The sequence below is a fragment of the Rhizobium sp. FG113 genome (genome assembly GCF_057809895.1).
Genome location: NZ_JBMDKV010000001.1, coordinates 927,167 through 953,169 on the forward strand (window position 1 = coordinate 927,167; position 26,003 = coordinate 953,169).

At 61.0% G+C, this 26,003-nt stretch carries 23 protein-coding genes; 13 read left to right on the top strand and 10 right to left on the bottom strand.

What is annotated here, in order from left to right:
* Position 1: 1 nt before the first annotated feature.
* On the top strand, positions 2-1,360 hold the full coding sequence (gene rhbE, locus ACODTZ_RS04060; RefSeq protein WP_489023946.1) for a rhizobactin siderophore biosynthesis protein RhbE: 1,359 nt from the start codon (positions 2-4) through the stop codon (positions 1,358-1,360).
* Positions 1,344-3,149 (top strand): IucA/IucC family protein, encoded by a 1,806-nt coding sequence (locus ACODTZ_RS04065; protein WP_489023948.1) that lies wholly within the window; start codon positions 1,344-1,346, stop codon positions 3,147-3,149. Before rhbE ends, ACODTZ_RS04065 begins: the two co-directional genes overlap by 17 nt.
* A 53-nt stretch (positions 3,150-3,202) precedes the next feature.
* On the opposite strand, the gene rhrA is transcribed toward ACODTZ_RS04065, so the two are convergent.
* On the bottom strand, positions 3,203-4,153 hold the full coding sequence (gene rhrA / locus ACODTZ_RS04070) for a rhizobactin biosynthesis transcriptional regulator RhrA (protein ID WP_112950164.1): 951 nt from the start codon (positions 4,151-4,153) through the stop codon (positions 3,203-3,205).
* 169 nt (positions 4,154-4,322) lie between these two features.
* On the opposite strand from rhrA, the gene rhtA reads away from it, so the two are divergent.
* The 3 genes from rhtA to ACODTZ_RS04085 are packed head-to-tail and all read left to right on the top strand — an operon-like array spanning position 4,323 to position 8,704.
* Complete coding sequence (rhtA, locus tag ACODTZ_RS04075; protein WP_489023950.1) at positions 4,323-6,581, top strand: TonB-dependent siderophore receptor RhtA; 2,259 nt, start codon at positions 4,323-4,325, stop codon at positions 6,579-6,581.
* Positions 6,582-6,599: 18 nt separating this feature from the next.
* Positions 6,600-7,667 carry a GNAT family N-acetyltransferase gene (locus ACODTZ_RS04080; RefSeq protein WP_489023952.1) on the top strand — a complete coding sequence of 356 codons (1,068 nt, stop codon included), beginning with the start codon at positions 6,600-6,602 and terminating at the stop codon, positions 7,665-7,667.
* A complete protein-coding gene (locus ACODTZ_RS04085) occupies positions 7,667-8,704 on the top strand; it encodes a siderophore-interacting protein (protein ID WP_489023954.1) in 1,038 nt (345 codons plus the stop codon). Before ACODTZ_RS04080 ends, ACODTZ_RS04085 begins: the two co-directional genes overlap by 1 nt.
* Before the next feature lie 27 nt (positions 8,705-8,731).
* Here ACODTZ_RS04085 and ACODTZ_RS04090 read toward each other — a convergent pair whose 3' ends face one another.
* Positions 8,732-9,985 carry an ROK family protein gene (locus ACODTZ_RS04090; RefSeq protein WP_209233982.1) on the bottom strand — a complete coding sequence of 418 codons (1,254 nt, stop codon included), beginning with the start codon at positions 9,983-9,985 and terminating at the stop codon, positions 8,732-8,734.
* Between the two features lie 135 nt (positions 9,986-10,120).
* On the opposite strand from ACODTZ_RS04090, the gene ACODTZ_RS04095 reads away from it, so the two are divergent.
* The 6 genes from ACODTZ_RS04095 to ACODTZ_RS04120 are packed head-to-tail and all read left to right on the top strand — an operon-like array spanning position 10,121 to position 15,036.
* Positions 10,121-11,095 (top strand): sugar ABC transporter substrate-binding protein, encoded by a 975-nt coding sequence (locus ACODTZ_RS04095; RefSeq protein WP_489023956.1) that lies wholly within the window; start codon positions 10,121-10,123, stop codon positions 11,093-11,095.
* A gap of 51 nt (positions 11,096-11,146) precedes the next feature.
* Entirely contained in the window at positions 11,147-12,163 is a 1,017-nt protein-coding gene (locus ACODTZ_RS04100; RefSeq protein ID WP_489023957.1) for an ABC transporter permease, read from the top strand.
* A complete protein-coding gene (locus ACODTZ_RS04105) occupies positions 12,160-12,915 on the top strand; it encodes an ATP-binding cassette domain-containing protein (protein WP_209233984.1) in 756 nt (251 codons plus the stop codon). Before ACODTZ_RS04100 ends, ACODTZ_RS04105 begins: the two co-directional genes overlap by 4 nt.
* 40 nt (positions 12,916-12,955) lie before the next feature.
* Positions 12,956-13,417: a C-glycoside deglycosidase beta subunit domain-containing protein gene (locus ACODTZ_RS04110; protein ID WP_112982758.1), complete on the top strand. Its 462-nt coding sequence runs from the start codon at positions 12,956-12,958 to the stop codon at positions 13,415-13,417.
* Complete coding sequence (locus ACODTZ_RS04115) at positions 13,414-14,286, top strand: sugar phosphate isomerase/epimerase family protein (RefSeq protein WP_489023960.1); 873 nt, start codon at positions 13,414-13,416, stop codon at positions 14,284-14,286. The genes ACODTZ_RS04110 and ACODTZ_RS04115 overlap by 4 nt, the downstream gene beginning before the upstream one ends.
* Before the next feature lie 24 nt (positions 14,287-14,310).
* A complete protein-coding gene (locus ACODTZ_RS04120) occupies positions 14,311-15,036 on the top strand; it encodes an SDR family oxidoreductase (RefSeq protein WP_489023962.1) in 726 nt (241 codons plus the stop codon).
* A 213-nt stretch (positions 15,037-15,249) separates the two neighbouring features.
* On the opposite strand, the gene ACODTZ_RS04125 is transcribed toward ACODTZ_RS04120, so the two are convergent.
* From ACODTZ_RS04125 to ACODTZ_RS04155, 7 genes are all read right to left on the bottom strand, one after another.
* The gene (locus tag ACODTZ_RS04125; protein WP_047503648.1) at positions 15,250-15,582 is read right to left on the bottom strand and encodes a cupin domain-containing protein; all 333 of its coding nucleotides are present in this window, start codon (positions 15,580-15,582) and stop codon (positions 15,250-15,252) included.
* A 6-nt stretch (positions 15,583-15,588) separates the two neighbouring features.
* Positions 15,589-16,344, bottom strand: coding sequence for a 2-dehydro-3-deoxy-D-gluconate 5-dehydrogenase KduD (gene kduD / locus ACODTZ_RS04130; RefSeq protein ID WP_489023964.1), 756 nt, complete (start codon positions 16,342-16,344; stop codon positions 15,589-15,591).
* The gene (gene kduI, locus ACODTZ_RS04135; RefSeq protein WP_489023965.1) at positions 16,341-17,183 is read right to left on the bottom strand and encodes a 5-dehydro-4-deoxy-D-glucuronate isomerase; all 843 of its coding nucleotides are present in this window, start codon (positions 17,181-17,183) and stop codon (positions 16,341-16,343) included. The genes kduD and kduI overlap by 4 nt, the downstream gene beginning before the upstream one ends.
* 31 nt (positions 17,184-17,214) lie before the next feature.
* Entirely contained in the window at positions 17,215-17,952 is a 738-nt protein-coding gene (locus ACODTZ_RS04140; RefSeq protein ID WP_016554332.1) for an ATP-binding cassette domain-containing protein, read from the bottom strand.
* Positions 17,952-18,971 carry an ABC transporter permease gene (locus ACODTZ_RS04145; protein WP_197067282.1) on the bottom strand — a complete coding sequence of 340 codons (1,020 nt, stop codon included), beginning with the start codon at positions 18,969-18,971 and terminating at the stop codon, positions 17,952-17,954. The genes ACODTZ_RS04140 and ACODTZ_RS04145 overlap by 1 nt, the downstream gene beginning before the upstream one ends.
* 69 nt (positions 18,972-19,040) lie before the next feature.
* A complete protein-coding gene (locus ACODTZ_RS04150) occupies positions 19,041-19,991 on the bottom strand; it encodes a sugar ABC transporter substrate-binding protein (protein ID WP_047503633.1) in 951 nt (316 codons plus the stop codon).
* 253 nt (positions 19,992-20,244) lie between these two features.
* Entirely contained in the window at positions 20,245-21,759 is a 1,515-nt protein-coding gene (locus tag ACODTZ_RS04155; RefSeq protein WP_489023968.1) for an aldehyde dehydrogenase family protein, read from the bottom strand.
* Between the two features lie 121 nt (positions 21,760-21,880).
* Here ACODTZ_RS04155 and ACODTZ_RS04160 point away from each other — a divergent pair, with 121 nt between their 5' ends.
* Positions 21,881-22,582, top strand: coding sequence for a GntR family transcriptional regulator (locus ACODTZ_RS04160; RefSeq protein WP_489023969.1), 702 nt, complete (start codon positions 21,881-21,883; stop codon positions 22,580-22,582).
* A gap of 187 nt (positions 22,583-22,769) precedes the next feature.
* Positions 22,770-23,660: a helix-turn-helix domain-containing protein gene (locus ACODTZ_RS04165; protein WP_112981847.1), complete on the top strand. Its 891-nt coding sequence runs from the start codon at positions 22,770-22,772 to the stop codon at positions 23,658-23,660.
* 56 nt (positions 23,661-23,716) lie between these two features.
* Here ACODTZ_RS04165 and ACODTZ_RS04170 read toward each other — a convergent pair whose 3' ends face one another.
* The gene (locus ACODTZ_RS04170) at positions 23,717-25,858 is read right to left on the bottom strand and encodes a TonB-dependent siderophore receptor (protein WP_489023972.1); all 2,142 of its coding nucleotides are present in this window, start codon (positions 25,856-25,858) and stop codon (positions 23,717-23,719) included.
* Positions 25,859-26,003: the final 145 nt, after the last annotated feature.

The following is a 26,003-nucleotide window of genomic DNA, read 5'->3' on the forward strand; positions in this document are numbered from 1 at the left end:
CATGACCCCACTCGATATCACCGGCATCGGCATCGGGCCGTTCAATCTCGGCCTGGCCGCACTCGTCTCGTCGAACGAGACGCTCGACGGCGTCTTCCTGGAAAAGAAGCCGGCCTTCCGCTGGCACGAAGGGCTTATCCTTCCCGGCACGACGCTGCAGGTTCCCTTCATGGCCGATCTCGTGACGATGGCCGATCCGACGCACCCCTTGAGCTTCCTCAACTACCTCGCGGCTCACGACCGGCTCTACAGGTTCTATTTCTATGAGAACTTCATGATCCCGCGCGAGGAATACGACCATTATTGCCGCTGGGCCTCCCAGCGTCTGTCGTCCTGCCGCTTCGGCGAGGAGGTGACGGAAGTGATCTATCGCCGGGATCTTGAGCTCTTCATGGTCGAGACGACGAACGAGGCCGGCAAGACACGCCGCTATGACAGCCGCAACATCGCGCTCGGCATCGGCACGGTACCGCAGATGCCGGAATGGGCGCGCGTGAAAGCGCGTGCGCCGATTATGCATTCAAGCGAGTTCGGCAAACGCCGGGCCGAGCTTGCAAAGCGCCGCCGCATCACCGTGGTCGGTTCCGGGCAGAGTGCGGCCGAATGCGTGCTGGCGCTCTTTAACGACCTGACGCCGGAGGCGGTTGCCGCTGGCGCGTCGATCCATTGGATCACCCGCTCGCCGGGCTTCTTCCCGATGGAATATTCGAAGCTCGGTCTGGAGTATTTCACGCCCGATTACATGCACCACTTCCATCGCCTGGCGCCGGACAAGCGTCGGCAGATCGTGGCGAGCCAGGACCTGCTGCATAAGGGCATCAGTTTCTCGACGATCGGCGAGATTTTCGATTTGCTCTACCACCGTTCGGCGGCCGGCAAGAACCCGGGACTGACACTTGCCTCCAATTGCGCCGTCGAGACGTTGGACGCGGAGCCGCGCGGCTTCAGGCTCGGCATTCGGCATAACGAACTCGATGAGCGGGCCATCATCGAAACCGATGCGGTCGTTGTCGCGACCGGCTACCGACACGCATGGCCGGCATGGCTCGAGGCGCTGAAGGGCGGCGTCTTGAAGACCTGCGACCGTGGCGATCTGATCGTCGGCGAGGACTTCAGGGCGGAACGGGCAGATGGCGGGCCAGGCTCGGTCTTCGTCCAGAACGCCGAGACGTTCCATCACGGGGTAGGGGCACCCGATCTTGGCCTGGGTGCCTTCCGCAACGCCGCGATCGTCAACCAGCTACTCGGTCACGAACGCTATCGCGTGAAGACCAATGCCGCATTCCAGAATTTCGGTTTGCCCCAGGGCGCGCTGAGCACAGCAGACATTTCGGGAGATCTCTATGCACAAGCCTCTTAACAACACCGTTCCCTCGGCTTTTTCCGCGCAGGTCTGGCAGCTTGCTGCCTCGCGCCTGCTTGCCAAGGTGATCGAAGAATTCGCCTATGAGCGCGTCTTCGATGCTGTCGCCGAAAAGCCGGGGCATTATCGCGTTGATATCGGAACGGTGAGCATCCGCTTCCGCGCCAAACGCTATGTTTTCGATAATCTCTCGGTCGAGCCGGGCAGCATCGTCAGGCATGACGGCGGGGTCGCCACGCCGATCTCCGATCCGCTGGCCTTCTGCGCCGAGTTCCTGCCGCAGCTCGGCGTGAAGCCGATGACCGTCGCGCATTTCATCAAGGAGCTCGGCAATACGCTGGTGTCGGATGCCCATATCGTTGCCAGCGCCGACAAGACCGCGGCGGACCTTGCCGAGCTTGATGACATCAGGATGGAAGGCGAGACGACGGGCCATCCATGGGTCACGGTAAGCAAGGGACGCATCGGCCTCGGCTATCAGGACTATCTCGCCTACACACCGGAAAACCGCACCCCGACGACAATCCTTTGGCTCGGCGTCAGCAAGGAGCGCGCATCCTTCGTCGCCGAGAAAGGGCTGACCAACGAACATCTGGTCACCGAGGCCGTCGGCGCAGACCGTTATCGCGAGTTCATGGACACGCTCAAGAAAGGCGGCGGCTCGGCCGAAACGCATTCGGTCATGCCCGTGCATCCATGGCAGTGGGATCACATGATCGTGCCGCACTTCGCCGCCGACATCGCGGCAGGCCATATCGTCTATCTCGGCCAGGGCGACGATCTCTATCTGCCGCAGCAGTCGGTGAGAACGCTATCGAACGTCACGCGGCCGCAGGCCTCGACGCTGAAGCTATGCATGACGATCCTGAATACCGCCGTCTACCGCGGCATTCCGGGCAAGCGCGCTCTGACGGCAGCGCCGCTGACGACCTGGCTGGACGGGTTGCTCGAGCGCGACAGCTTCCTGCGTGACGAGTGCGGATTAGCGCTGCTCGGAGAGCGCGCCGGCATGCACTACGTGCACCCGCAATTCTCGAAGGTCGATGGCGCGCCGTATCAGTTCAACGAAATGCTCGGTTGCCTTTGGCGCGATAGCCTCGCGGGGCATCTGAAGGACGGCGAGACAGGCATCCCGCTCGCCGGCCTGCTGCATGCGGGGGCGGACGGGCGACCGATCATCGAAGCGCTGGCCGACAAGGCCGGGCTATCGGTCGAAGCGTGGATGGCGCGGTTCTTCGACGTTGTCATCCCGCCGGTCTTCCATCTGCTCGCCAAGCACGGGCTGGCGTTTTCGGCGCATGGCCAGAACGCCACCCTGATCCTGAAGCACGGCCGGCCGGAGCGTCTTGCGCTGCGCGATTTCATCGATGACGTCATCGTCTGCGACCTCGATTTCCCCGAAACCGAAAGCCTGCCGGACGAGGTGAAGGCGGTGCTTCTGAAGCTTCCTGCCGATTTCCTCGTGCACTTCATCCAGACGACGCTCTTCATCTGCGTCTTCCGCTACATCTCGGTGCTGCTCGATCAGCGCTCGGGTCTGTCGGAAAACACGTTCTGGAGCTTGGCGCGCGACAGTGTGCTGCGCTACCAGAAACGCTTCCCCGATCTTGCCGATCGCTTCGCGGCATTCGATCTCTTCGGTGACGAATATCCGCGCCTGTGCCTCAACCGCGTGCGCCTGTTCACGCATGGTTACGCCGACGACGACGAGCGTCCGGTGCCCGATTTCCAGGGCACGGTAGACAATCCTCTCGTTGTCTTCGAGCGGCGCAGCAACGCGGCATAGAGATGAAAACCGACGGCCGGATGCATCCACGTCCGGCCGTCTTTGAGATCACATCAGGCTTCGCGGCCGGCGGCAACCTTGCGCCATTCCGATGGTTTCATGCCGTAGCGATTGCGGAAAGTCCGGTTGAAATAGGACAGGTCGTTGAAGCCGACGAGATAGGCAACCTGGCTGATCGGGCGGGTGGCGCCCTCCGCGATGATCATCGTCTTGGCGACCGCAAGGCGCCTTTCCAGCACGTAACGCGAGAAGGTCGCGCCTTCGCGGCTGAAGAATTTCTGGACGGCGCGTGGCGTGATCCCTTCAGCTTCCGCGACATCGCTGACGGAATAAGTGCCGCTCGCCAGATTCTCCTCGATCCTCGCCTTGATGGAATCCAGCCGCGTCTGCGGCGCACTTGGCGCCGAACCGTTGCCCATATGCTGGGCGAGAACCGGCAGCAGGTCGTAGAAATGCTCCACCATCATGCCGGCGTCCTGCTCGCTGTGATGTTCCTGGCGCAGCAGATATCCCGCGTAGTTGGTCAACAGCTGCAGCGGCAGGCATCCGGCGTCGATCGGCTTCAGCATCACCGGCTTGAGGAGATCCCGCTTGGCTGCCAGCGAATAGGCGGGCAAATGCGCGAAATCGAGTCGCCCGCCTTCCGGCAGCACGATATCGGTTGGGCCGTCCGCCGGGATAAAGATGACGTCGCTACGCGGCACTATGATCTTGCGCCGTCGGTATCTCAGTTCAAGCGGACCATCCATGGATCGCAAGATCACCACGCCCGCATCGACCACGCCCTTTGCGGTGAGCGTGAGCGGAGTCCGGGGAAGATAGATCGTCGCCAGGGACAGCGAAACATAGCGCCAGAACAGGCCGGTCAGACCCGAAAGATCGCCATTTTGCACGGTAATGGTTGCTTCGCCGAGCATGTCGAGAAGGATGCTGCGGCACATGATTCTGCTGTCATTGTCAGGCAACGACAGCGCTCCCAATTTCAGCGGTCGGATAGTCTCCATGGGGCTTTGGCTTTCCTGTTGCTGTTCGCGTCAGTCCAAATGAGGTTCGCCCTGATCCAAGCGGCTCGCAGCCTTACCCCATAAAACATGACTTAAATAGTCTTCTATTGAAAAAATTGGAGCCGCTGAACGCGGTTCCGAAATTGATTTTATTGTTTTGGGGGCATGAATGGGTAGAATTAGACAGCGCGGCATTTTACTTTGCGCGGTGGCGGGCAGTGTAAGCTGGGGCGTCGGCGCAATCGCGCAGGAACGGCCGCAGTCTGGGGCAACGGAGAACAAGACACAAGGCTCCACGACGCTGCTTGAGACCATTGTGGTAACGGGTACGCGCTCGCCGCAGCAGATTTCCGAGACCGCCAAGACGATCTATGTCGTCACCTCCGAGGATATCGAGTTCGAGGCGCGATCGGGCAAGAGCCTGCAGCAGATCCTCGCCGATACGGTTCCGAGCTTCGATCCCGCAAGCGAGGGCGCGAGAACATCCTACGGACAAAACCTTCGTGGGCGAACGGCACTTATCCTGATCGACGGCGTGTCGATGAACTCGGCGCGCTCGCTCAGCCGGCAGTTCGATTCCATCGATCCCTTCAACATCCAGCGTATCGAGGTCTTGTCGGGTGCGACGTCGATCTATGGCGGCAACGCGACCGGTGGTGTCATCAACATCATCACCAAGAAGGGCAAGGATGCCGCTCCCGGCCTGCATGGCGAAGGCACCGTCGGCCTTGGCGGCGGCTTCCAGGGCAGCAAGGATTTCGACCGCAATGCCGGCGGCGCGATCACCTATAACAGCGACGACTGGGACGCTCGTTTCTCGATCTCCGGCAACAAGACCGGCGCCTATTACGACGGCAGCGGTACGATGCTCGTGCCCGATATCACGCAGACGTCGACGGCCTTCAACGAGCGTCTCGACATCATGGGTTCGGTTGGCTTCCAGATCGACAATGACAGGCGCCTCGAGCTCTCCGGCCAGTATTTCGACAGCAAGCAGGAATCCGAATACGGCCTTTATTACGGCCCGTTCTTCGCAGCACTTTCCAATCCTGATCTCTTCGAAACGCGGCCTGGCTACCAGTCGGATTTCAATCCGGAAACGCGCCGCTCGATGTTCAACGTCACCTATACCGATGAGGACTTTCTGGGTCAGCAGCTGCTGCTCCAGGGCGCGTTCCGCAGCGAACGGCTGAAGTTCAACCCGTTCCCGTCCTCAAGCGCATTCACCGGCTCGTATTTCGCCGGGAGCTCGCAGGACACTGACTATTACAGCATCAAGGCGGCGCTGGTCGCCGAGCCGACGGATAACCTGAAAATCACCTATGGTATCGACGCCGACCGCGACAGCTTTACATCACGTCAGAACGTCTTCGACCTTCTGACCGCGGCCACGACCGGCGGGCTGAATTTCGAAACCATGGGCGTGACGGGTCTGTATCCCGACATCGACGTATCGACGATCGCCGGCTTCGTGGAAGCCTCCTACGAGGCGACTGACCGGCTGACCCTCAATGGCGGCCTTCGCTACCAGTTCGTGAACACCGAGGTCTCGGATTTTGTTGGTGCCGCGCAGCAGGTCGCGATCCTTCAGGGCCGCGCGACATCAGCCGCGGCGATTCCCGGCGGAGAGGTGAGCTATGATGCGCTTCTGGTCAACGCCGGCGTCACATACGAACTCACACCGGATCAGCAGGTCTATGCCAATTTCAGCCAGGGCTTCGAGTTGCCTGATCCCGGCAAATATTATGGTGTCGGCAGCTATACCCTTGCCGGCGGCATTTTCAGCCTGAACAACAGCGTCAATGTCGGATCGTCTGCACTTGAGGCTATCAAGACCAACTCCTTCGAAGTTGGCTACCGTCTCGACGATGGCACCTACAGCCTTGAGACCGCAGCATATTACTCGTTCTCCGATCGCTCCATCGAGCTCAACAGAACCACGCTTGCCGTCGATGTGCTTGATCGCGAACGCCGGGTCTACGGGATCGAAGCCAAGGCCGGCGTCAAGCTCGATCATGGTTTCGATGTCGGCGCGCTCGGCCAATGGGTGAAGACCGAGGTCAAGGGCGACAACGGCTGGGAAAACGACACGATCGGCACGGCCAGTGTTTCGAAGCTTGGCGGTTATGTCGGCTGGAGCAATGATGAGCTGAAGCTCCGCTTCTCCGGTCAGCACGTATTCAGCCTGACCGATGCCGACGACTTCAAGATCGATGGCTACACGCTGTTCGATCTTCTGGGCAGCTATACGTTCGAAAACACCGACACCACGATCAACTTCGGGATCCAGAACGTCTTCGACACGGATTACACGACCATCTGGGGCTCACGGGCGAAGGCGCTCTACGGTGCGCTCGCAGACGAATCCGTGTTCGATTATCACGGTCGCGGTCGCACCTTCGCGGTCTCGTTGACCAAGATATTCTGATCGGGAGATAGAACCGCTTTGCAATCGACGCGCATCAAGGATACCGCATCCGAGACGTTTCCCAGCTATCGTTGCTTCTCGCTTGACGCGTGCGGCGGCCTGCGCGTCATCAGGCAAGGATCAACTCTCACGGCAAGCGACGAGCGCGGCAACTGCATGACTGTTGCCGCGCACGCAAACGGCCTGACCGAGCCGAGGGCGGACAGCAAACTATCGACAGAAGACCACACGCGCCTTCTCAGTGCGCTGTTCGGTTTCGTATTTTCGATGGAACCGGACTGTCTCGCTGTTCACCTTAGCGGAGAGGGCTGGGAGCCTTTTATCGGCGGCCTATCCGCGATCGGCGGCCATCTCGACGCGGCCGGTCCAAGCGTGCGAGCGGATATGTTCTGGCAGGCCGCGCGCCTGTGGAGCCCGACGCAAGCCGTTCCTTATCCGCGGCACGATGTCTATGACGGCCGAACCTTCCACCCGTTACGTCCGCCGAAGCCAAGCGGACGCGTCTATGCGCGCTTCATTCCCTGGCTTGGCGGCGAACTGACGCTCGATGTCGCAACGCTTAGCGATCTGCCTGACGTTCACCGATGGATGAACCAGCCGCGCGTCAACGAATTCTGGCAGGAGGCCGGCGATGAGCTTCGTCATCGTCGATATCTCGAGGGCATGTTCGCGGATCCACATATCATCTCTCTGATTGCCCGCTTCGAAGGCCGTTCGTTCGGATATTTCGAGGTCTACTGGGCCAAGGAGGACCTGATCGGCCCCTTCTGCGCGGCAGGCGATTACGATCGGGGATGCCACGTCATCATTGGCGAGGAGGCCTGCCGCGGGCGCGCCTGGTTTACGGCGTGGCTGCCCTCGCTGTTGCACTTCATGTTTCTGGACGATCCGCGCACCGAGCGCATCGTCCAGGAGCCGCAGGCCGATCACCACCGCCAGCTCCGCAATCTCCAGCGCTCCGGCTTTTCGCGCACCGGCACAGTGGAGCTACCCAACAAACGGGCCGCCATCGTCGAGATATCCCGCCGGAAATTCTTCTCGGATCGTCTCTGGCATCCCGTCGATGACGAGCGAAAGACCAATTAATGACCGTGAGCATGCCTGCTGCCTTCGTTTTGAAGGCGTGCGCCGAATTGCCTGAACCTGAACACTGTCTGCGCCATCTGGCCGAGCATCTGAGGGAAGATGGTCTTGAGCTTGCGGAGGAACATGGCGCGCTGATCGTCACGCTTCCTGACGTGCATGGTCGAATGTGGTGCGAGGACGGCCAACTGGTCGTTCAGGCCACGTCCAAGGATGCGGAAACGGCCTATTTCGTCAGAAGCTGGCTCGACGCGGCGTTTCGGCATCTTGCCGCTGGCGAACCCGTTCGGGTCAGCTTCGAGGAAAACTGGAAGACGCGCGGATTGCCGCCAAGCTTCTCTATCCTGAAAGTGCAGGCGATGCGGATGGTATCGAGGAGCATGAAGCGCATCACGCTCAGCTGTCCGGATGTCGTTCGTTTTGACCGGAAGGATGCGCTTCACCTTCAACTGCTCGTAAATTTCGCGGCGCTTTCCCAGGCAAAGGATGATGCGAAGCCGGCCGCGATATGGCGCCGATACACCGTTCGTTCGATCGAAGTTTCGAACGGTACGATCGATGTTGACGTGTTTCTGCACGGAGGGAACGGTCCAGGCGCCGCGTGGGCGTCGGCACTTGCCGTGGGCGATATGGTTGGTGTCGCCGGTCCGAGCGGCGGCGGTATCGGCATCGGCAAGGCCGGCCGGTACCTGATTGCCGGCGACGAGACCGCGCTTCCGGCTATCGCCCGGATCCTGGAGATGCTGCCGGTGGACGCAAGGGGTGACGTCTTCGTGGAGGTTTCCGAGGCGGCGGATACATTGCCGCTCGCGCTCCCCGCCGGAGTGACACTGACCTGGCTCAAGCGCTGCGAGACGCCTTTGCCGCTTGAACAGGTCGTCGACACCTGTCTTCGGTCGATCGACACCGAGCCGGTCTGCCTTTGGGTTGGATGCGAGGCCGAAGTCGCACGCCGTATTCGCAGCAAGCTGCGGGCAGAGCCGATATTTGAAAATGTCGATCACCTCGTTACCGGATATTGGCGGCGGACGTCGCACTGATCAGCCGGCAGGCGAAGATTCGTCGTTCTAGCGGTCCCTCGGCGTGCCCTTGGCGAACCAAAGCCCCATGAATTCCGGCAGGAAGATCTGATCGATCGCCATGTGGGCGGCGCCGGAAAGCCCTGTCGAACCATTATGGTCGACGGCGGCGATCTGGAGGTTGGAGCTGACGAAGGGCAGGCAATGGCGGTAGGCGGCTTCCTTCAGTGACGCCAGGAAGAGGTTGCCGGTATCGAGAAGGCGACCGCCCACAAGCACGCGGGACGGATTGAACATGTTGATCGTCGCGGCGAGCACTTGGCCGATACCGAACCCGGCATTGCTGACGAGTTCCGCAGCCAGCGGGTCGCCCTCCCGCACGGCGCTGGCGAGATCGGCGAGGGTGGGCTCTCTTTCTCCGACGATTGCGGCCAATGCGGCGCTTCGTCCCTCCCGAATGCCGGACCGGGTATCGCGCAGGAGCGCCTCGCCGCTATATTGCGCCTCAATGCAGCCGCGTCGTCCGCAGCGGCACGCCACATTGCTGAGATTGTAGCCGGGGATGTGGCCGATATTGCCCGAAGCACCTTGCGCCCCGCGAAAGAGCTTGCCCTCGATCACGATCCCGCAGCCGATCGCCATGTCGGCGGCGAGATAGAGCATCGTCGTATCCTTCGGGATCGTTCCCGCTCGCACTTCACCATAGGCAAGAAGGTTGTCGTCGGTGTCGAGCCAGAAAGGCACATCATAGGGCTTGGACAATTCCTGCCCGAAAGCATATCCGATCCACGGAGAGGGCAGCGAAGGTGAATCGATCAATGTCCCCGCTGCCGAGTTGATATGCGCGGGGATGCCCGCACCAACACCCCAGACGTCGTCCGGCCGCTTTCCCAAAGCCTTCAGCTGCCGATTCCATTCGCGGTGCGCATTTGCGACGAGCGCATGCGGCCCACTCGCGAAGTCGCCTCCGTCTTGCGAGGTCGAAAGGATATTTCCGTTGAGGTCGGCGACCGCGAAATGCACCTCGGCCAAGGTCGCGAACAAGCAGAGGATCAAACCTACGGAAGCGTTAAGCTCGAGGAGCCTCGGTGCCCTTCCTCCGGTCGATACGCCTGCAGCCCCCTCTATCACCAGGCGCGTGGTCATGAGCTGTGCGACGCGCTCGGCCACCAGGCCGCGCCCGAGTCCGGAGACGCGCTGCAGGTCGGGCCGCGTCGCCGCCCGCCCGGACTTGATGAGAGAGAGGATGGCGCTCAGATCGCGGACGGCCTCTGTCTGGCTAAATGGAATCTGATCGTTCAAGGCACACCTCGTTTCCCCACCGATAGCACGAGACATTTGCATCGCGCCAGTTGCACTTATGCATTTAATATGCATAAGTCGGATTGTTGGAGGCAAAAGTGTCGATGAGGTCGACGCTTATATGGAGGAAGACCCTTGAAACAATTGACGGTGAAACTTTGCGCGGCGGTTGCGCTGGCGTCTATCGCGGCCTTTGGAGCGCAGGCTCAGGAGGCGAAGACCATTTCGATCGCCTATAGCGTCGACGTGCTCGACGAGACCCAGAACCAGGCGCTCGATGCCATGAAATCCCGCGTCGAGGAGATCAATGCGTCGCGCAAGGACGTGAAGGTCACGCTCGACGTTTACGACGCGCAAAGCAGTGTCGACAAACAGATATCCGATGTTCAGACCGCACTCATCAAATCTCCCAACGTCCTGATCCTGAGCGCCGTCGATGCGGCCGGCTCGCTGCCTGCGGCACAGGCTGCCAAGGATGCAGGCATTCCTGTTATCGATCGGCGACCATCCGACCCGGAGCCCGACGTCTATTCCGTTGCATTCTACGCGTATGACGAGGTGCGCTATGCGGAGGCGACCACCAACTGGATCAAGAAGTATCTGGATGCCAACCCGGGCAAGGTGCTCAATGTCGGCCTCGTCTATGGCGCGCCCGCGCAGACGGCCCAGCTGCGCCGCGCCGACAGCGTCAAGGAGTTGGCCAAGCAGCAGCCCGACAGGATCAAGATCGTGGCCGAAGGCTACGGTAACTGGCTGACGGCCACTGCCCAGAACCTGACCCAGGACTGGCTGCTCGCGCATCCTGATATCAATCTTGTCGTCTGCGCGAACGACATTATGGCGCTCGGCGCCTCGAATGCACTGCAGTCCGCAGGGCGTACCGATGTCATGGTGACTGGTTACGACCTGACGGATGATGGTGTGCAGCGCGTTTCGGCCAACACCCAGACCCTGACGGTCGGTACGGTCCTGAAGGATTCGAACCAGATCATCGACGTCGCCGTGGGCCTCGCCGAAAACACCTTCAAGGACAAGACGTTCTACGTGAACCCCGTCTACGCCATCGATCCATCGAATGTCGCGGACTTTCTGAGCAAAACCAAAAACTGAAACAGGTAATCGGGGGCGTCCCGACGGGCGCTCCCACTGGAGGAAAACCTGATGACTGTTCCTGACAACGGGACCGGCGTGTCCGCGGGCAGGCGGCTGCTCCTTGCGAACAAGGCCATTCTGTTTGCTGTCATTCTGGCGGCAATTCTATCAATCTCTTCGCCTTACTTCCTGCTGCAAGCAAACCTTCTGTCGCTCTTCGACCAGATCGTCGTCATGACCGTGGTCGCTCTTGGCTACACGCTCGTGCTTGCGATGGGCGAGATCGATCTGTCTCTCGGCGGCGTGATCCCGCTCGTCGGCCTGGTCATGGCGAAATTGATGGTGAACTTTGGCGTGCCGTTCTACGCCGCGATCATGATCGGTGTCGTGCTTGGAGCCGCGTGCGGTGCCTTGAACGCGTTCATGGTGTCGCGGTTCGATCTGCCGCCGTTCATCGTGACGCTCGCGACCGGCGCGCTTTTTACCGGCGCTCTCTATATCATCTCGAACCTCATTCCGGTGTCGAACCTGCCGCCGGCGTTCCTGGCGATCGCGCGGACCCGCGTTATCGGCATTCCACTGCCTGTCATCCTGCTGATCCCGGTGGCGGTGGGCTTCTATCTTGTCGCAACACGTTCGGTCTTCGGACAGCACGTGATCGCGCTCGGCGGCAACAGCGAAGCGGTTCGCGTTGCCGGTATCAAGATCGAGACGTTGCGTCTGAAGGTCTACATGCTGGCTGGCGCGTGCTACGCTCTGGCCGCCGTGCTTCTGACCGCACGCTCGGCCTCCGCGCAGATCGCGGCCGGCTCCAACCTGATGCTGCTCGTCATTACCGCGGTCGTGGTCGGGGGAACGCCGCTTCTCGGCGGCAAGGCCGATATGGTCGGCACCTTTTTCGGTTGCCTCATCCTGGGGATGATCAGCAACGGCCTCAATCTCCTTGGCGTCAACGCCAACTACCAGATCATCGTCCAGGGTCTTCTCATTCTCATGGCACTGGTCGTCGACGTCGAATCGACGAAGCTCATGCTTCGTCTCGATGCCCGCCGCATGCGAAACCTGAAGCAGGGGAAATCACAATGACGGATTCCAATACCCCGCTTGTGGAGATGCGTGGCATCAGCAAGGCCTTCGGTGGCGTGCAGGCCGTGGACGACGTGAGCCTGACTGTCGGAAGAGGCGAGGTCGTTGGCCTGCTCGGCCACAATGGCGCCGGCAAGTCGACATTGATCAAGATCCTCGCCGGTGCCTACGTGGCCGACAGCGGAGAGATCAAAGTCAACGGCGATACCGCGCCGATCGCCGACCCCATGGATGCGAAGGCGCATGGGATCGAGACGATCTACCAAAATCTGGCGCTTGCCGACAACCTCGATGCCGTCGGAAACCTCTTTCTCGGACGCGAGATCCGCAAGTACGGATGGATGATGGACCGCAAGGCCATGAAGGACGCGACGGCGACGGTTTGCGCGCAGGTCAATCCGCGCTTCAAGAACCTGACGGTGCCCGTCCGCTATCTCTCGGGTGGCCAGCGGCAGTCCATCGCGATCGCACGCGCGATCTATTTCAACGCCAAGGTCATCATCATGGACGAGCCGACCGCCGCGCTCGGACCGGGAGAGACGGCTCTGGTGAAGGAGCTCGTGCACCGCCTGAAAGCCCAGGGCGTCGGCGTCATTCTGATCAGCCACGACATCGAGGATGTCTTCGAACTCGCCGACCGCCTCGTCGTCATGGCGGCGGGCAGGGTCGTCGGCAACCTCAAGACCGAGGAAGCGACGCGCAAGCAGGTCCTCTCGCTCATCATCATGGGCGATGGTTCGCACGCGGACTGACCGACCGAGATCAAGACAATACTATTCAATAGGAGCGGATATGCCCGCCGGCACCAACTATTGCATTCCAGAGGGAATGCTTGGCTTACACATAGGCAACGAGGCAGTGCGACGGTTTCCCGGCACCAACTTCGTCGTGTTCTCGCTGTTCAACCAGTTCCTGCACCCCAACCACCCGCTTGGCTGGATCCGCAGGCTGCAGGTCTTCCTCGATGATGCGGAAGTGCCGAGCAAGGACATGTTCTTCGTCGTTCGCGGACAGTGGATCAGCGTCGAGCACATGCCGACGATCGTGGATATCTGGTGGCATATGCGCGAGGAGGCCAAGCTCTACATCGCGCGCGATCCGGTCGATCCGGGCAATCATGAGGTTCGCTGCCATTTCCACATCTCGCTACAGGTTCACACTGATATCATTGATCGGGACGACATCTGGCCGACTCTCGAGCAGGTGGTTTCGGCAACACTGTCATCGACGGAAACGCTGGAGCATTGCCAATGACCATCACAATCGCCAGCAGCCTCTGGTCGCTGCAGCAGCTCGCATTGACAAAGGATGCGTCCCTCGATGACCTCATCGATATCGCGGCCGATATCGGAGTGAGCGCGATCGAGCTGAACGAAGACTTCCTGCGCCTGCCGCCTTACGCCTCTATCGACGGCTACAGACGACTGAGAAACAGGATCGAGAGCAGGGGGTTGTCCGTCGCGTCGATCTGGTTCTACACCGATATTCCCGCGGCCGTCCGGCTGACATCGGTCGAAGAGACGGTTCATCAGATTGGGAACTACCTGGGGATCGCATCGATCCTTGGATGCCCGCGCATAACGCTTCCACCGGGCGAGGGCGGTCCGAACGCCGATGTCGATCTGGCGCATGCTGCGATGATCGACGTTCTCACGCAATTGATGCCGGTGGCCGAACACTACAAGGTCGATATCGGTCTTGAAATCGGCCGCACAACCGGCAATTTCCAGACGCCGCAGGCAGCGCTTGCTCTCGTCGACAAGATCGCATCCGATCGTCTCCGGATTGTCCCGGACTTCGAGGCCTGGAGGCATGCGACCGAAGATTTGCCGCTGAGCCATGTGGAGACGACCGTTGTCGCCGAGCCGGCGTCACTCGACGATTTCCGCAAGTGCCTGCCATACGCGCCGCTCATTCACGCCAAGCTGCTGCGGCTCGACGATGCGGGCAATGACTGGCACTTTCCTCTGGAGCAACTGATGGCGGCGGTGCGCGAAAGTGGGCGCGATCACGTCCTCGACATCGAATTCGAGGGCTGGATCCCGGATATCGACCCGCATTGTGATAGCGTTGTCGAGACACGGCGCTGCGTTGAGTTGATTCGGCGCCTGTCGCATTCGTGACCGGGTAATGCGGAGGACCGGGAAATGGACTGGAAGAATAAGCGTGTGCTTGTTACCGGTGCTGGCAAAGGTATCGGGCGGGCGACGGCGCGGGTCCTGGCGGGCAGGGGAGCGACAGTGGTTGCGCTCAGTCGCTCACAGGCGGACCTAGATGCTCTAAGCCGCGAGGTGGATTGCGAGACGATCTGCGTGGACCTTTCGGATCACGCTTCCATCGCCGACCGGATCACACAGGCTCTTCCGGTCGATTTTCTGGTAAACTGTGCGGGTATCACGCATCTCGAGCGGGCGACCGAAACGTCGGTGGAAGACTTCAGTCGCGTTCTTGACGTCAACACGCTCGCTCCGCTGCTTCTGTCCCAGATCGTCGCGCGAGACTGGATGGCACGTGGATGCGGGGGAGCGATCGTCAATGTCTCAAGCGATGCTGCCCGACGTGGCATCGAGGACCATGTCGCCTACTGTGCATCCAAGGCGGCCTTGGACGCCATTACACGCGTCATGGCAACGGAATTGGGCGCGCGAGGAATTCGCGTCAACAGCGTCAATCCCACAGTCACGCTGACGCCGATGGGAGAGCTTGCCTGGAGTGATCCGGCTAAGGCCGCTCCGGTGAAAGCCAGAATACCGATGGGCCGCTTTCTCGACCCTGTCGACGTCGCCGAAGCAATCCTCTTTCTGCTGAGCGACGAGGCATCGATGATCACCGGCGTTTCAATGCCCCTGGATGGCGGCCTCTCGGCCGCCTGACGGGTTGGGCGACTGGGAGCCGACGCGATCAACTTTGATAGCATCTCGATCCGCTGCAGATCACGCTCGCTCATCGCAATCAGTCCCATCCGCACTCTCCCACGCATCCTTCAGACCCGGGGAGTGTGACATTCCAACTTTGCAGAAACAGGACATTCTAACTTTGCGGCTACATACTTTTGTTCGATAATCTATCTTATGGAACTGATGCGGCTAAAGAAAATCATCCCGCCGTGGCGTGAAGGTGTCGATCAGCATTCCCTTTTCAAGCGCGACGACGCCGTGCACCAGGTTGGGTGCAACGATGAAGCTCGAGCCGGCATCCAGCCTTGTGGTGACGCCATCCACGGTGACGTCAAAGGCGCCCTCGGCGACATAGCTCACCTGTGTATGCGGATGCGAATGCAGCGCGCCGATCGCGCCGGGCTCGAAGCGGAAGGCGACCAGCATCGCCTCGGGGCGATGGGACAGCACAGCGCGACGGTTGCCGGGCGCGACTTCGGTCCAGGTAATGTCATCGGGAAGTGTGTAGTGATCGGCCATCATAATCTCCTATCGAGCAAGCCAGCCGCCATCGACCGGCAGTACAATGCCATGAACATAATCGGAAGCACGCGACGCCAGATAGACCGCCGTGCCAACCATATCCTCGGCCTTGGCCCAGCGGGCGGCCGGGATGCGCTTGAGAATATCGGCGCTTCGCTCCGCATCGGCGCGAAGCGCCTCTGTGTTGTTGGTTTCGACATAGCCGGGCGCGATCGCATTCACATTGATGCCCTTTGACGCCCACTCGTTCGCCATCAGTCTTGTAATCCCCGCAAGGCCGCTCTTTGCGGCGGTGTAGGACGGAATGCGGATGCCGCCTTGGAAGGAGAGAAGCGAGGCGATGTTGATGATCTTCGCCGGCGCTTGGCGCGCGACCGCGGCCTTCGCGAAGGCCTGGCAGAGGAAGAAGACGGATTTCAGGTTGGTGTCGAGCACCGCGTCCCAATCCTCTTCCGTGAATTCCAGCGCATCGGCGCGGCGGATGATGCCGGCATTATTGATCAGGATATCGGGCGAGGCGCCGGCGGCAAGGGCGCGTTCGACAACGGCCTTCGCCTCCCCGGTATCGGACAGGTCCGCCTTTAGCGATACGAACCGGCGCCCCGTCGATGTGACCGCGTCCGCTGTCTCGTCCATCGCCGAGCGGCCGACGCCGACGATGTCGGCGCCCGCTTCAGCCAAGCCAACCGCGATAGCCTGGCCGATGCCGGTATTGGCGCCGGTGACGATGGCCCAGCGGCCGGTGAGATCGAAAAGGCTCATCGCAGGTCTTCCATCGGCACCTTGTCCATGTCGGTGAAGCTCATGTTATCGCCGGCCATGGCCCATATGAAGGCGTAGCGGCCGGTTCCGGCACCCGAATGGATCGACCAGCCCGGCGACAGCACCGCATCGTGGTTCTTCAGCACGACATGGCGCGTTTCGCTGGGTTCGCCCATGAAGTGGAAGATACGTGTCTGCTCCTGCATGCCGAAGTAGAGATATACCTCCATGCGCCGATCGTGAACATGCGCCGGCATGGTGTTCCAGACCGAACCCGGCTCGAACATGGTCAGCCCGACGAGCAACTGGCAACTGTCGCAGACATCCGGATGGACGTACTGATTGATGGTGCGGGCGTTGGATTCCTCCGCCGAGCCCACAACCACCTTCCTCGCCATCTCGCGGGTGATATGCACTGTCGGGCAGGTCCGATGTGCAGGCGCACTCAGGAGATAGAAGAGCGCCGGCTGGGTCGGGTCCTTGCTGGCAAAGCTCAAGGCCCCCTCGCCCATTCCGATATAGAGCGCTTCCTGGAAGCCGAGTTCGTAAGCCTTACCTCCTACGCTGACGGTGCCGGCGCCGCCGATATTGACGATGGCGGCCTCGCGCCGGTCGAGAAAACGCTCCGTGCCGGTCTGGGCGATGGCGGCGATCTCGATAGGCTTGGTGTCCGGCACCACGCCGCCGACGATCATGCGGTCGAGGTGGCTGTAGGTGAGGTTGGCCTCGCCAGAGCGAAACAGGTTCTCGATCACGAAGCCGTCCCGCAGGCCCTGCGTGTCACGGCTTGCGGCATCCTCAGGTCCGACGACCTGGCGTACTGATACTGAAATGGTCACGGGCTATGCCCCTTCCGTCTGTTGGGTGGGATCAGGTGAGCACGACATATTCGGTCAGCTGGTTGATCGTCGTGTCCGCCTTGTCGACATCGAACACCTTGGTGCCGTGACTCATGATCACGAAGCGGTCGCAGACCTGATAGGCGTGGTAGATATTGTGGGTCACGAGCACGCTCGAGACGTTTTCCGCCTTGAGCTTCAGCACCTGGTTCAACAGCGCCTCAGTTTCGCGCACCGACAGCGCAGACGTCGGCTCGTCGAGGAGCAGCACGCGCTTCTTGAAATAGACGGCGCGGGCGATGGCGACCGCCTGCTTCTGGCCGCCGGAGAGATTGCCGACGAGCGTATCCGGGCTATCGATGCCGGAGATGTGGACCGCGTTCTGCAGCACCTCCATGGCGATCTCGCGCATTTCGCGCTGGCGCAGGAAGCCAAAGCGATCGGTGAGTTCGCGGCCCATGAAGATATTGCGGGTGATCGAGAGCGAATCCACCAGCGCCGTATGCTGATAGATGGTTTCGATACCAGCATCGGCGGAGTCCGACCGGCAGGTAAACGCCGTCTTCTTGCCGTCGACGCTGAGATAGCCGTCCGTCGGCTTGTGGATACCGGAGATCAGGTTGACCGTGGTCGACTTGCCGGCGCCGTTGTCGCCAAGCAGACCCACCACTTCGCCTTCACCGATATGGAAGCTCAGATTGCGCAGTGCAGTCAGCGCACCAAAGCTTTTCGAAATGTTGTGCAGTTCAAGAAGATTGGGGGCCGACATCACGCAAGACCTCGCCGCTCGATAAGATGGTTGAAGATGGCGGCCAGCACGATCAACGTCGCGATGAACATGTCGAGATAGAAGCCCGGCGCGCGCAAGAGAAGCAGCACGTCGGTGATGGTGTGGATCAGAAGCACGCCCAGGAAGATGCCGATGATCGAGCCCCGGCCACCGCGCAGCGACAGTCCGCCGATGACGCAGGCGGCGATCGCCTGGAGTTCCAGTCCGGCGCCCTGCCCCGGTTGCACGCTGCCGACGCGCGCGGTTGCAATAATGCCGGCCACAGCCGCCATGCCGCCGGCGATCGCGAAGGCTACCAGCTTGACGCGGTTGGTGTTGATGCCGATCGCTTCCGCCGCACCGCGATTGCCACCGGTGGCGAACACATGGTTGCCGAAGCGGTGACGATGGACGAGGTAGTGGAAGCCGACGACGAAGAGCACGATCCAGATGAAGGCGGCATTGATGCCGAGCAGCGTGCCGGAAAACAGGCTGGTGAAGATCGGCTCCGGATCGAAGCGAACCTGGACCGCGCCGTTATAGAGCAGCACCGCGCCGCGCCAGAACAGCAGGCCACCCAGGGTCACGATGAAGGACGGCAGCCCGAAGCGCAGTGTGATGTGGCCGTTGAGCAAGCCGATCATGATGCCCGCCAAGACGCCGAGCGGGGCGGCTATGAAAGCGCTCATTCCGGCGCCGACGAGGCTTGCCATCAGGATGGCGGTGAAGGTGTAGACGGAACCGATGGAAAGGTCGAATTCGCCCGCGATCATCAGCACGCCGGCGCCGAGCGCCAGGCAGCCGAGCACGGGGATCGCCTTCATCAGGATCGTCAGGTTTTGCGGCGAGAGGTAGCGGAACTGATCGGGATAGAGAAGCGCGCCTGCGATGCAGACGATCTGCAGCGTCATGAAGACGAGGAAGATCGCGCCTGCCGGCATCGCCATGATCTGCCGGATAATCGGTTGTTTCTGCGTCCGCGACCGGGGCGCGGCACTTGTCTCAAGAATTGGTGTCACGGTCTGGTACTCGATCGATTGGAGACGGAGAACCTGCCGGCTTAGCCGGCAGGCTCCCACGAAACGCGGTTAGCGGAAGCTGCCGATCAGCGGCTTGACCGAGCTGATGCGCGACTTGTCGAGGAAGGCGCCCTGGCCGGTGTCGACGTCGGTCGGGGTCAGTCCGTATTTCTTCGAGAGCGCGATCTGGGCGATCGGGTAATAACCCTGGAGGTAGGGCTGCTGGTCCATGGTCGCGAACATCGCACCTGACTCGACCGCATTGACGATCTCGACCGCGAGGTCGAAGCCGCCGAACGGGACCTTGACGCCCGCATCCTTGATGGCGCCGGCGCCGACGGTCGAAGTGACCGAGCCGGTGCCGAACACGGCCTTGACGTTGGGGTTGGCGATCAGGAACTGCGCCATGATGTTCTGCGCCTCGGCCGGATCAAGCCCGGCGCGAACCGTCTCGACCTTGATGCCGTTTTCCTTCATTGCCTTCTCGATGCCGCCGCCACGCGCGACCGCGAAGCTCGCCTCGGGGATTTCGCGCGGGTTGAAGACGACGTCGCCGGACTTCAGGCCGAATTCCTTGATCATCCGGTTGCCGAGTTCGTAGCCGGAGGAGAACTCGTTCATGCCGACATAGGCCTGGCGGCAATTGCCCTTGGCGCCTTCCAGGTCGTCATTGTTGAAGCCGATGACGACGATGCCGGCCTTCACGGCCGCGCAGATGCTTTCATCGAATGCGTCCGACGAGGAGATGGCGACGGCGATACCATCGACGCCTGCGGCGGTCGCGCTCTCGATCAGGTCGTTCTGGCGGACCGGATCGTTGTTGGCGTATTGCACGTCGAGATCGACGCCGAACTGTGCCGCCGCGTCCTTGGCGCCCTTCACCACGGGGTTGAAGAACTGGACGCTCGGATCGAGATAGATGATCATCGTTGCCTTGACGTCGGCCGCCAATGCCGTAGATGTCATCATCGTGGCGATACCCGCGGCGAGTGCTGCGGTTTTCAACCTGGTCAATTTCATTTGCGTATCCTCCCTTATGGATGTGCAATGTGGGTCGAAAGACCCAAGTCTCGGCTGGCGGGCTCCGACCAAAGATCACGCCGGCCGAGATTTTCCTCCCAGACGTCCCGCCTTCTCCCAAAAGCGGAAACGCCCTATCCCTTTATTTCCCTGAAGCGCGTCGCGATCTTTCAGATTCGCTCATGCGCTTCAGCTTCTTGTTTCGTCGCATGTCTTTATCCCGAAACCGGTGACCACTTTCGGGAGACATGCTTTAGCCGAACCACGGCGCCGGTCGCCCGAACGTCACGTGCACGCCCTTGAACTGGGAATATTCATCAAAGCCATAGCGGCCGAGTTCGCGGCCGAGGCCGCTTTTCTTGTAGCCGCCGATCGGCAGTTCCGGCGTGCCGTCGATGACGCTGTTGATCCAGCAGCGGCCGGCGCGAATGCGGCGAATGCTCTGCATCGCGTTTTCGAGATTGGTGGACCAGACCGAGGCGGAAAGGCCGAACTCGCTGGCATTGGCGAGCGCCACGGCCTCGTCCGCGGTCTTGAAGGTCAAGGTCGAAAGCACCGGGCCGAAGATCTCCTCGCGGGCGATCGACATCTCGGGCTTCACGCCGGCGAATACGGTGGGGGCGTAATAGATGCCGGTGTCCTTGCCGACGCGCTCGCCGCCGAGCAGCAGCTCCGCACCCGATGCGATGCCGGCTTCCACGTAGGAATGAACCTTGCCGACATGGGCTTCGGAGATCATCGCGCCGATCTTGGTGCGGTCGTTCAGCGGATCGCCGAAGGTCACCTTGCGCGAGATGTCGAGCAGGCGTTCCATCAAAGCGTCGCGGATGCCTTCCTGAACCAGCAGCCGGCTGCCTGAAATGCAGCACTGCCCGCCATTGTGATAGACGCCGTAGGCGATGCCATCGGCGGCAGCCTCGAGGTCCGCATCGGCAAAGACGATCTGCGGCCCCTTGCCGCCGAGTTCCAGCCCGACACGCTTGACGCTGCGCGCGGCGATCTCGCCAAGCTTGGTGCCAACGCGCACCGAACCGGTGAAGGCAACCATGTCGACGCCGGGATCTTCGGCGAGCACCTGACCGGCCGGATCGCCATAGCCGGTGACGACGTTGAAGACGCCATCGGGAATGCCGGCCTCACGTGCCAGCTCCGCCATGCGGATCGAGGTACCGGAGGTGAATTCCGACGGCTTGAGGACGACGGTGCAGCCGGCGCCGATCGCCCACGGCACGCGCTCCGAAGCGATGATGAACGGGAAATTCCAGGGCGTGATAATGCCGACGACGCCAACGGCTTCGCGCAGCACGAGGCCCAGCCGATCGTCGCCGATATTGTTGTGCGCCTGGCCCTCCAATGCACGCGCCTGACCAGCAGCGTAGGACCAGAGGTCGGCGCAGAAGCCGATCTCGCCGCGCGCCTGGGCGATCGGCTTGCCGACTTCCAGGCTTTCGGCCACGGCCAGATCTTCCTGATTTTTGAGGATCAGGTCGGCCACCTTGAACATCAGGCGCGAGCGCTCCGCACCCGACATGCGCGGCCACGGGCCGGTGTCGAAGGCGCGGCGGGCGGCGGCAACGGCCAAACGTACATCATCTGCCGAGGCTTCCGGCCAGGTGCCGACAACGGCGCCCGCGTGACCGGGGCTGACACGATCAATCGTGCGGCCGGATGCGGCATCCACCGACTTGCCATCGACAAGCATCTGGTAGCGGGATTTAATGTTCAGCCGCGGATCACTGGAATCAGGCGCAATGAAATTGGACAGCACGTTTCCCTCCAAGCCGACACATCGTGCCGGCCCTCCCTTTCTTCCCGGCTTTAGGCCGCCGGATTTATGTTGCGTTTGAATTGTATGGTACTGTATGGTGGTTTAAATTGGATGTCAACGGATGACGGCGACGAAAGACATGAACCTCGAATCCTTGAAGATTGAGACCGGCGAAACCGCTGCGGCGCAGGTGGAACGCGACCTGCGCGAGCAGATCATCAAGCTGGAACTGGCGCCGGGAACGCGGCTCTCCGAGCAGGAGATCGCGACCCGCATGGGCGTCTCGCGACAGCCGGTACGCGAGGCGCTGATCGCGCTCGGGAGGTCGAAGCTGGTCGATGTGCGCCCCAACAGAGGCACGGTCGTCGTCCGTATCTCGGCGCGGCAGATGATGGAGGCGCGTTTCGTGCGCGAGGCGCTGGAGACCGCCGTTGCGCGGCGCGCCAGCGAGAGCTTCGACAGCTGGACCCGCCGCCGGATCGACACGATCATCGGCAAGCAGCGGATGGCCATGGAGGCGCACGATCACAACGCATTCCGGCGCGAGGACGAGCAGTTCCATATCGCGATTGCCGAAGGCGCCGGCTGCAGCCTGGCCTGGAACGCCATCGCCGACATCAAGGCCCACATGGACCGTGTCTGCAATCTGCAGCTTCGCCACCCCGATTCCATGATGCGGCTGATTGCGGAGCACGAGGCGATCATTACGGCGATCGATGGACGCGACGCGGACGCCGCCGCTGGCGCTATGCGCGCGCATCTGAATGGGATCCTGTCGGATTTGCCGCAGATCGAGGCGAACAATCCCGACCTGTTCGAATGATGCGGCGCTGAAGGTGTTCAGCCAGGGAGATGCTCTCCGCTCTTGTTATTGCTAATAAATATGAGTATTAAAATCATCTTTCTTTCGATATGCTCCTTGGTGTGGCAAGGGCGTGGATGATTAAGAGATGGCGCAAGGGTCATGCCGTGCGCATGCGCCGCCATCTCAGCGTAAACGGATCTTGGCATTGGCTTTCTGGCACACGATGAAATGGCACACCGAGGGAATTCGGGTCGTTGCTCCGGTGAAATGGCGCCAGTTCGATGGCCTGGTGAGCGCCTACTGGGAAGCAGAAAGCCAGTCGGGGGCGAAGGGCTATTATCTGGCCGATGATCCGCGCATCATGATCTTCTTCAACGACGTCTCATCTCAGATCCATGTGTCGAACCAGAACGGCGACTTCTCCAACAATGCCCGATCGATGACCCGTGCCATCTATGTGCCGGCTGGAGTGCCGATGTGGACCACCAGCCGATCCACGCACCGGTTCTCACACCTGAACCTGCATATGCACAAGGACCGGATTTTGAAGTTTCTATCGCCTTCGCTTGGCAGCTCGGCCGCGCTATCGGCCCTGCGCCGGCCGGTGGAGATCCAGGATGCGGGCGCCGTGCAGACGTTGGGCGGGCTGCTCGTCGATGAGATATCGAAGCCGTCGCGCCATGCCCTCTATGCTGAAAGCTTGATTGGCAGCATCGTCACGGGACTTCTCGACCTGCCGGACGAAGGCAGCGAGAAACGCGATGGCCGCATGACGCAAGCGCAGATGAACAGGCTCACCGCTCGCATGGACAGGACAAGCGATTACCGGATGTCCGTTGCCGACATGGCGGCGACGGTCGGCTTGTCGGAGAGCTGGTTTGCCACCGTTTTCAAGCAGACCACCGGCAAGACCCCGCTACAATGGCAGCTTGCCAAGCGCATCGACCTCGCAAGAACCTTGCTGGACGAGGGCGTAACGGTTGCCGGCGTGGCGGCCCAGCTCGGCTTCTCCGATCAGGCGCATTTTACCAAGGTCTTCCGACAGATCGTTGGCGAAACGCCGGCCGCCTGGCGGCGAATTCGTCAGGGTATTTAAAGCGAAAGTCCCGCCGGCACATGGCAGGCGGGACAGTCCGTGTTTTCAACGTTCGATCACCACGTCTGGCGCAGCGTTGCCATGATCGTGCGGCCGGGATTGTAGTAGACCGCGCCACCATCCTTGCTGGCGACGTGCTTTTCGTCGAACAGGTTGCTGGCGTTCAGCTGGAGCGTCGTGTTCTCGGCGAACTTGTAGGTGAAGGCGGCATCGAACACGACCGCGCTGTCGGCTGAAATCGTGTTGGTGATGTTTGTGAAGTAGGCGCCGGTATAGCGCGCGCCGAGACCGAAGGTCATGTCACCGCGAGGGCCATCGCCTTCCAGCGTATAGGTACCCCACACCGAAGCGAAATGCTTGGGAACGCGCATCAAGCGGTTACCGTCGTTCACGCCGCCCGGCTCGTCGATACGGGAATCGATGTAGCTGTAGCTGGCGATCAGGTTGATGTTGTCCGTCATCTCCGCCTTGGCTTCGAATTCGAAGCCGCGGTGCCGGACCTTGTCGACCGTGATCGGAAGATAGGTGACCTGATCGGCAACGGTGATATTGCCCTTGGTCAGGTCGTAGACCGAAGCGGTGAACAAGGCAGGAAATGCGTCGGGCTTGTATTTGACGCCGACTTCGTACTGCTTTCCGGTCGTCGGATCGGCGCCCACGGCAGGTGGAGCAGCGGATTCGGCGTAGCTCGCATAGGTCGCCCATTCATCGGTCAGCTTGTAGCTGACACCGATGCGCTTGGTGAACTCGCTATGAGTGCCCGAGGTGGTCACGCCGGTGAGCTGGTTCGTCTCGTCGAGGTCGAGCCAGTCATTGCGCAAGCCGACACTCACTGTCAGCCTGTCGAAGAACGTCAAGTCCTGCTGCAGATATAGCGCGCCTGTCTTCTGGTCGCTCAAGGTGCTCGAGTAAGGCGACATTGGGCCAGGTCCACCTGTGTAGACCGGATTCAGCCAGTCGATCGAAGGCGCCCCCTTAGTGAAATTGTCGTTATCCGATTTGAACGTGTTGTATTCGCCACCGAGAAGCGTTCGGCTCTCGACATCATCGAAGTTCGCCTCATAGGCAAGATTCGCATCAATGATGAACTGCTCGCTCGACTTGTCGTTGCCGAAGAAGTAGCGGCCGGCCGTCGTCGAACCATCGGTCGGCGTACTTCCGATGTAGGCGCTGCCGAAACCGCTGTTCAACTTGTTGTAACGGGCCTTGGAGCTGAAGCTCAGGCCGTTATCGAAGTCGTGGTCGAACATGACGTTGACGGTGTTGCGGTTCGTCGAGTTGAAATAGTAGTCCGGCTCGCCAAAGAAGACGCTCCGGTCGAAATCGGTGCCCAGCGGATGGCCGCCGCTGCCGGGAACGCCATCCTTGTCCAGGTGATCGAAGACCACGGTCAGGTTCGTCGCGGCGGTCGGGCGCCATGTCAGGCCGCCCATGATGAAGTTCTCGTCGTTCTGCGAGAAATCGTACTCGTCGTCCGCCCGCTGCAATTTGCCGGTCAGGCGATAGGACAGCGTGTCATCCGCGGTGATGTTGTCACCGAAATCAAAGCCGGTTTCCTTGTGGGAGAAAGAGCCGCCGGTCGCATAGATTTCGCCGAAACGCTCCGACTTCGGCGTCTTGGTGACGTAGTTGACAGAGCCGCCTGGTTCCGCCGAACCGAAGCTTGAGGAGCTGGCGCCCTTCAGGATTTCGATGCGTTCAAATGCATAGGGTTCCTCCCGGACACCGGCAAACGTTCTGCCGATCGCCAACCCGTCGCGATAGGTGTAGGGCGTGAAACCGCGAATATCGAAATAATCAAAGCGATCGTCCGAGCCGTAGAAGTCGGTGACGACACCCGAGGTGTACTGCACCACCTTCTCCATCGTGTCGGCATTGCGCTCTTCGATTTCCTTGGAGGTAATGACCGAAACGGAGGCCGGCGTGTCCAGAATCTCGGTCGCCAACTTGCCGGCGCCGGTGGTCTGCGTGGCGACGATCGACTTCGAATCGTTACTGGTATCGATCCTGGTGCCCGAGGCCTTGCGCCCTTCCAGAACGATCGGCGCCAGCGTCGTCGCCGAATCCGAGCTGGATGCATCCTGCGCAAAGGAGACGGCAGGAGCAAGAGCGCCGATGGCCGTGCATCCCAGCAGCACCGCCTTGCGCCAGCGAAGACGGGTTCGTTGAGAGCGCAGGCCTTTTGTTTCGATATTCATATTCGCGTTCCAGAAGCTGATTTCACCATGGTAGACACCCGGTGGAGACCGAAAGTGCATGCCGGTTGCAGGGGAACGCACCAGACGACGTTGCGAAATGCGCGAAGCAGTCGCCAGCCGGCATGGTCTCGTCTACATCCCCGGT

Bases quoted from the DNA above. Each gene is read 5' to 3' on its own strand.
- rhbE (WP_489023946.1), top strand. From the start codon at position 2: ATGACCCCACTCGATATCACCGGCATCGGCATCGGGCCGTTCAATCTC.
- ACODTZ_RS04065 (WP_489023948.1), top strand. From the start codon at position 1,344: ATGCACAAGCCTCTTAACAACACCGTTCCCTCGGCTTTTTCCGCGCAG.
- rhrA (WP_112950164.1), bottom strand. From the start codon at position 4,153: ATGGAGACTATCCGACCGCTGAAATTGGGAGCGCTGTCGTTGCCTGAC.
- rhtA (WP_489023950.1), top strand. From the start codon at position 4,323: ATGGGTAGAATTAGACAGCGCGGCATTTTACTTTGCGCGGTGGCGGGC.
- ACODTZ_RS04085 (WP_489023954.1), top strand. From the start codon at position 7,667: ATGACCGTGAGCATGCCTGCTGCCTTCGTTTTGAAGGCGTGCGCCGAA.
- ACODTZ_RS04100 (WP_489023957.1), top strand. From the start codon at position 11,147: ATGACTGTTCCTGACAACGGGACCGGCGTGTCCGCGGGCAGGCGGCTG.
- ACODTZ_RS04105 (WP_209233984.1), top strand. From the start codon at position 12,160: ATGACGGATTCCAATACCCCGCTTGTGGAGATGCGTGGCATCAGCAAG.
- ACODTZ_RS04110 (WP_112982758.1), top strand. From the start codon at position 12,956: ATGCCCGCCGGCACCAACTATTGCATTCCAGAGGGAATGCTTGGCTTA.
- ACODTZ_RS04115 (WP_489023960.1), top strand. From the start codon at position 13,414: ATGACCATCACAATCGCCAGCAGCCTCTGGTCGCTGCAGCAGCTCGCA.
- ACODTZ_RS04120 (WP_489023962.1), top strand. From the start codon at position 14,311: ATGGACTGGAAGAATAAGCGTGTGCTTGTTACCGGTGCTGGCAAAGGT.
- ACODTZ_RS04125 (WP_047503648.1), bottom strand. From the start codon at position 15,582: ATGATGGCCGATCACTACACACTTCCCGATGACATTACCTGGACCGAA.
- kduD (WP_489023964.1), bottom strand. From the start codon at position 16,344: ATGAGCCTTTTCGATCTCACCGGCCGCTGGGCCATCGTCACCGGCGCC.
- ACODTZ_RS04140 (WP_016554332.1), bottom strand. From the start codon at position 17,952: ATGTCGGCCCCCAATCTTCTTGAACTGCACAACATTTCGAAAAGCTTT.
- ACODTZ_RS04150 (WP_047503633.1), bottom strand. From the start codon at position 19,991: ATGAAATTGACCAGGTTGAAAACCGCAGCACTCGCCGCGGGTATCGCC.
- ACODTZ_RS04160 (WP_489023969.1), top strand. From the start codon at position 21,881: ATGACGGCGACGAAAGACATGAACCTCGAATCCTTGAAGATTGAGACC.
- ACODTZ_RS04170 (WP_489023972.1), bottom strand. From the start codon at position 25,858: ATGAATATCGAAACAAAAGGCCTGCGCTCTCAACGAACCCGTCTTCGC.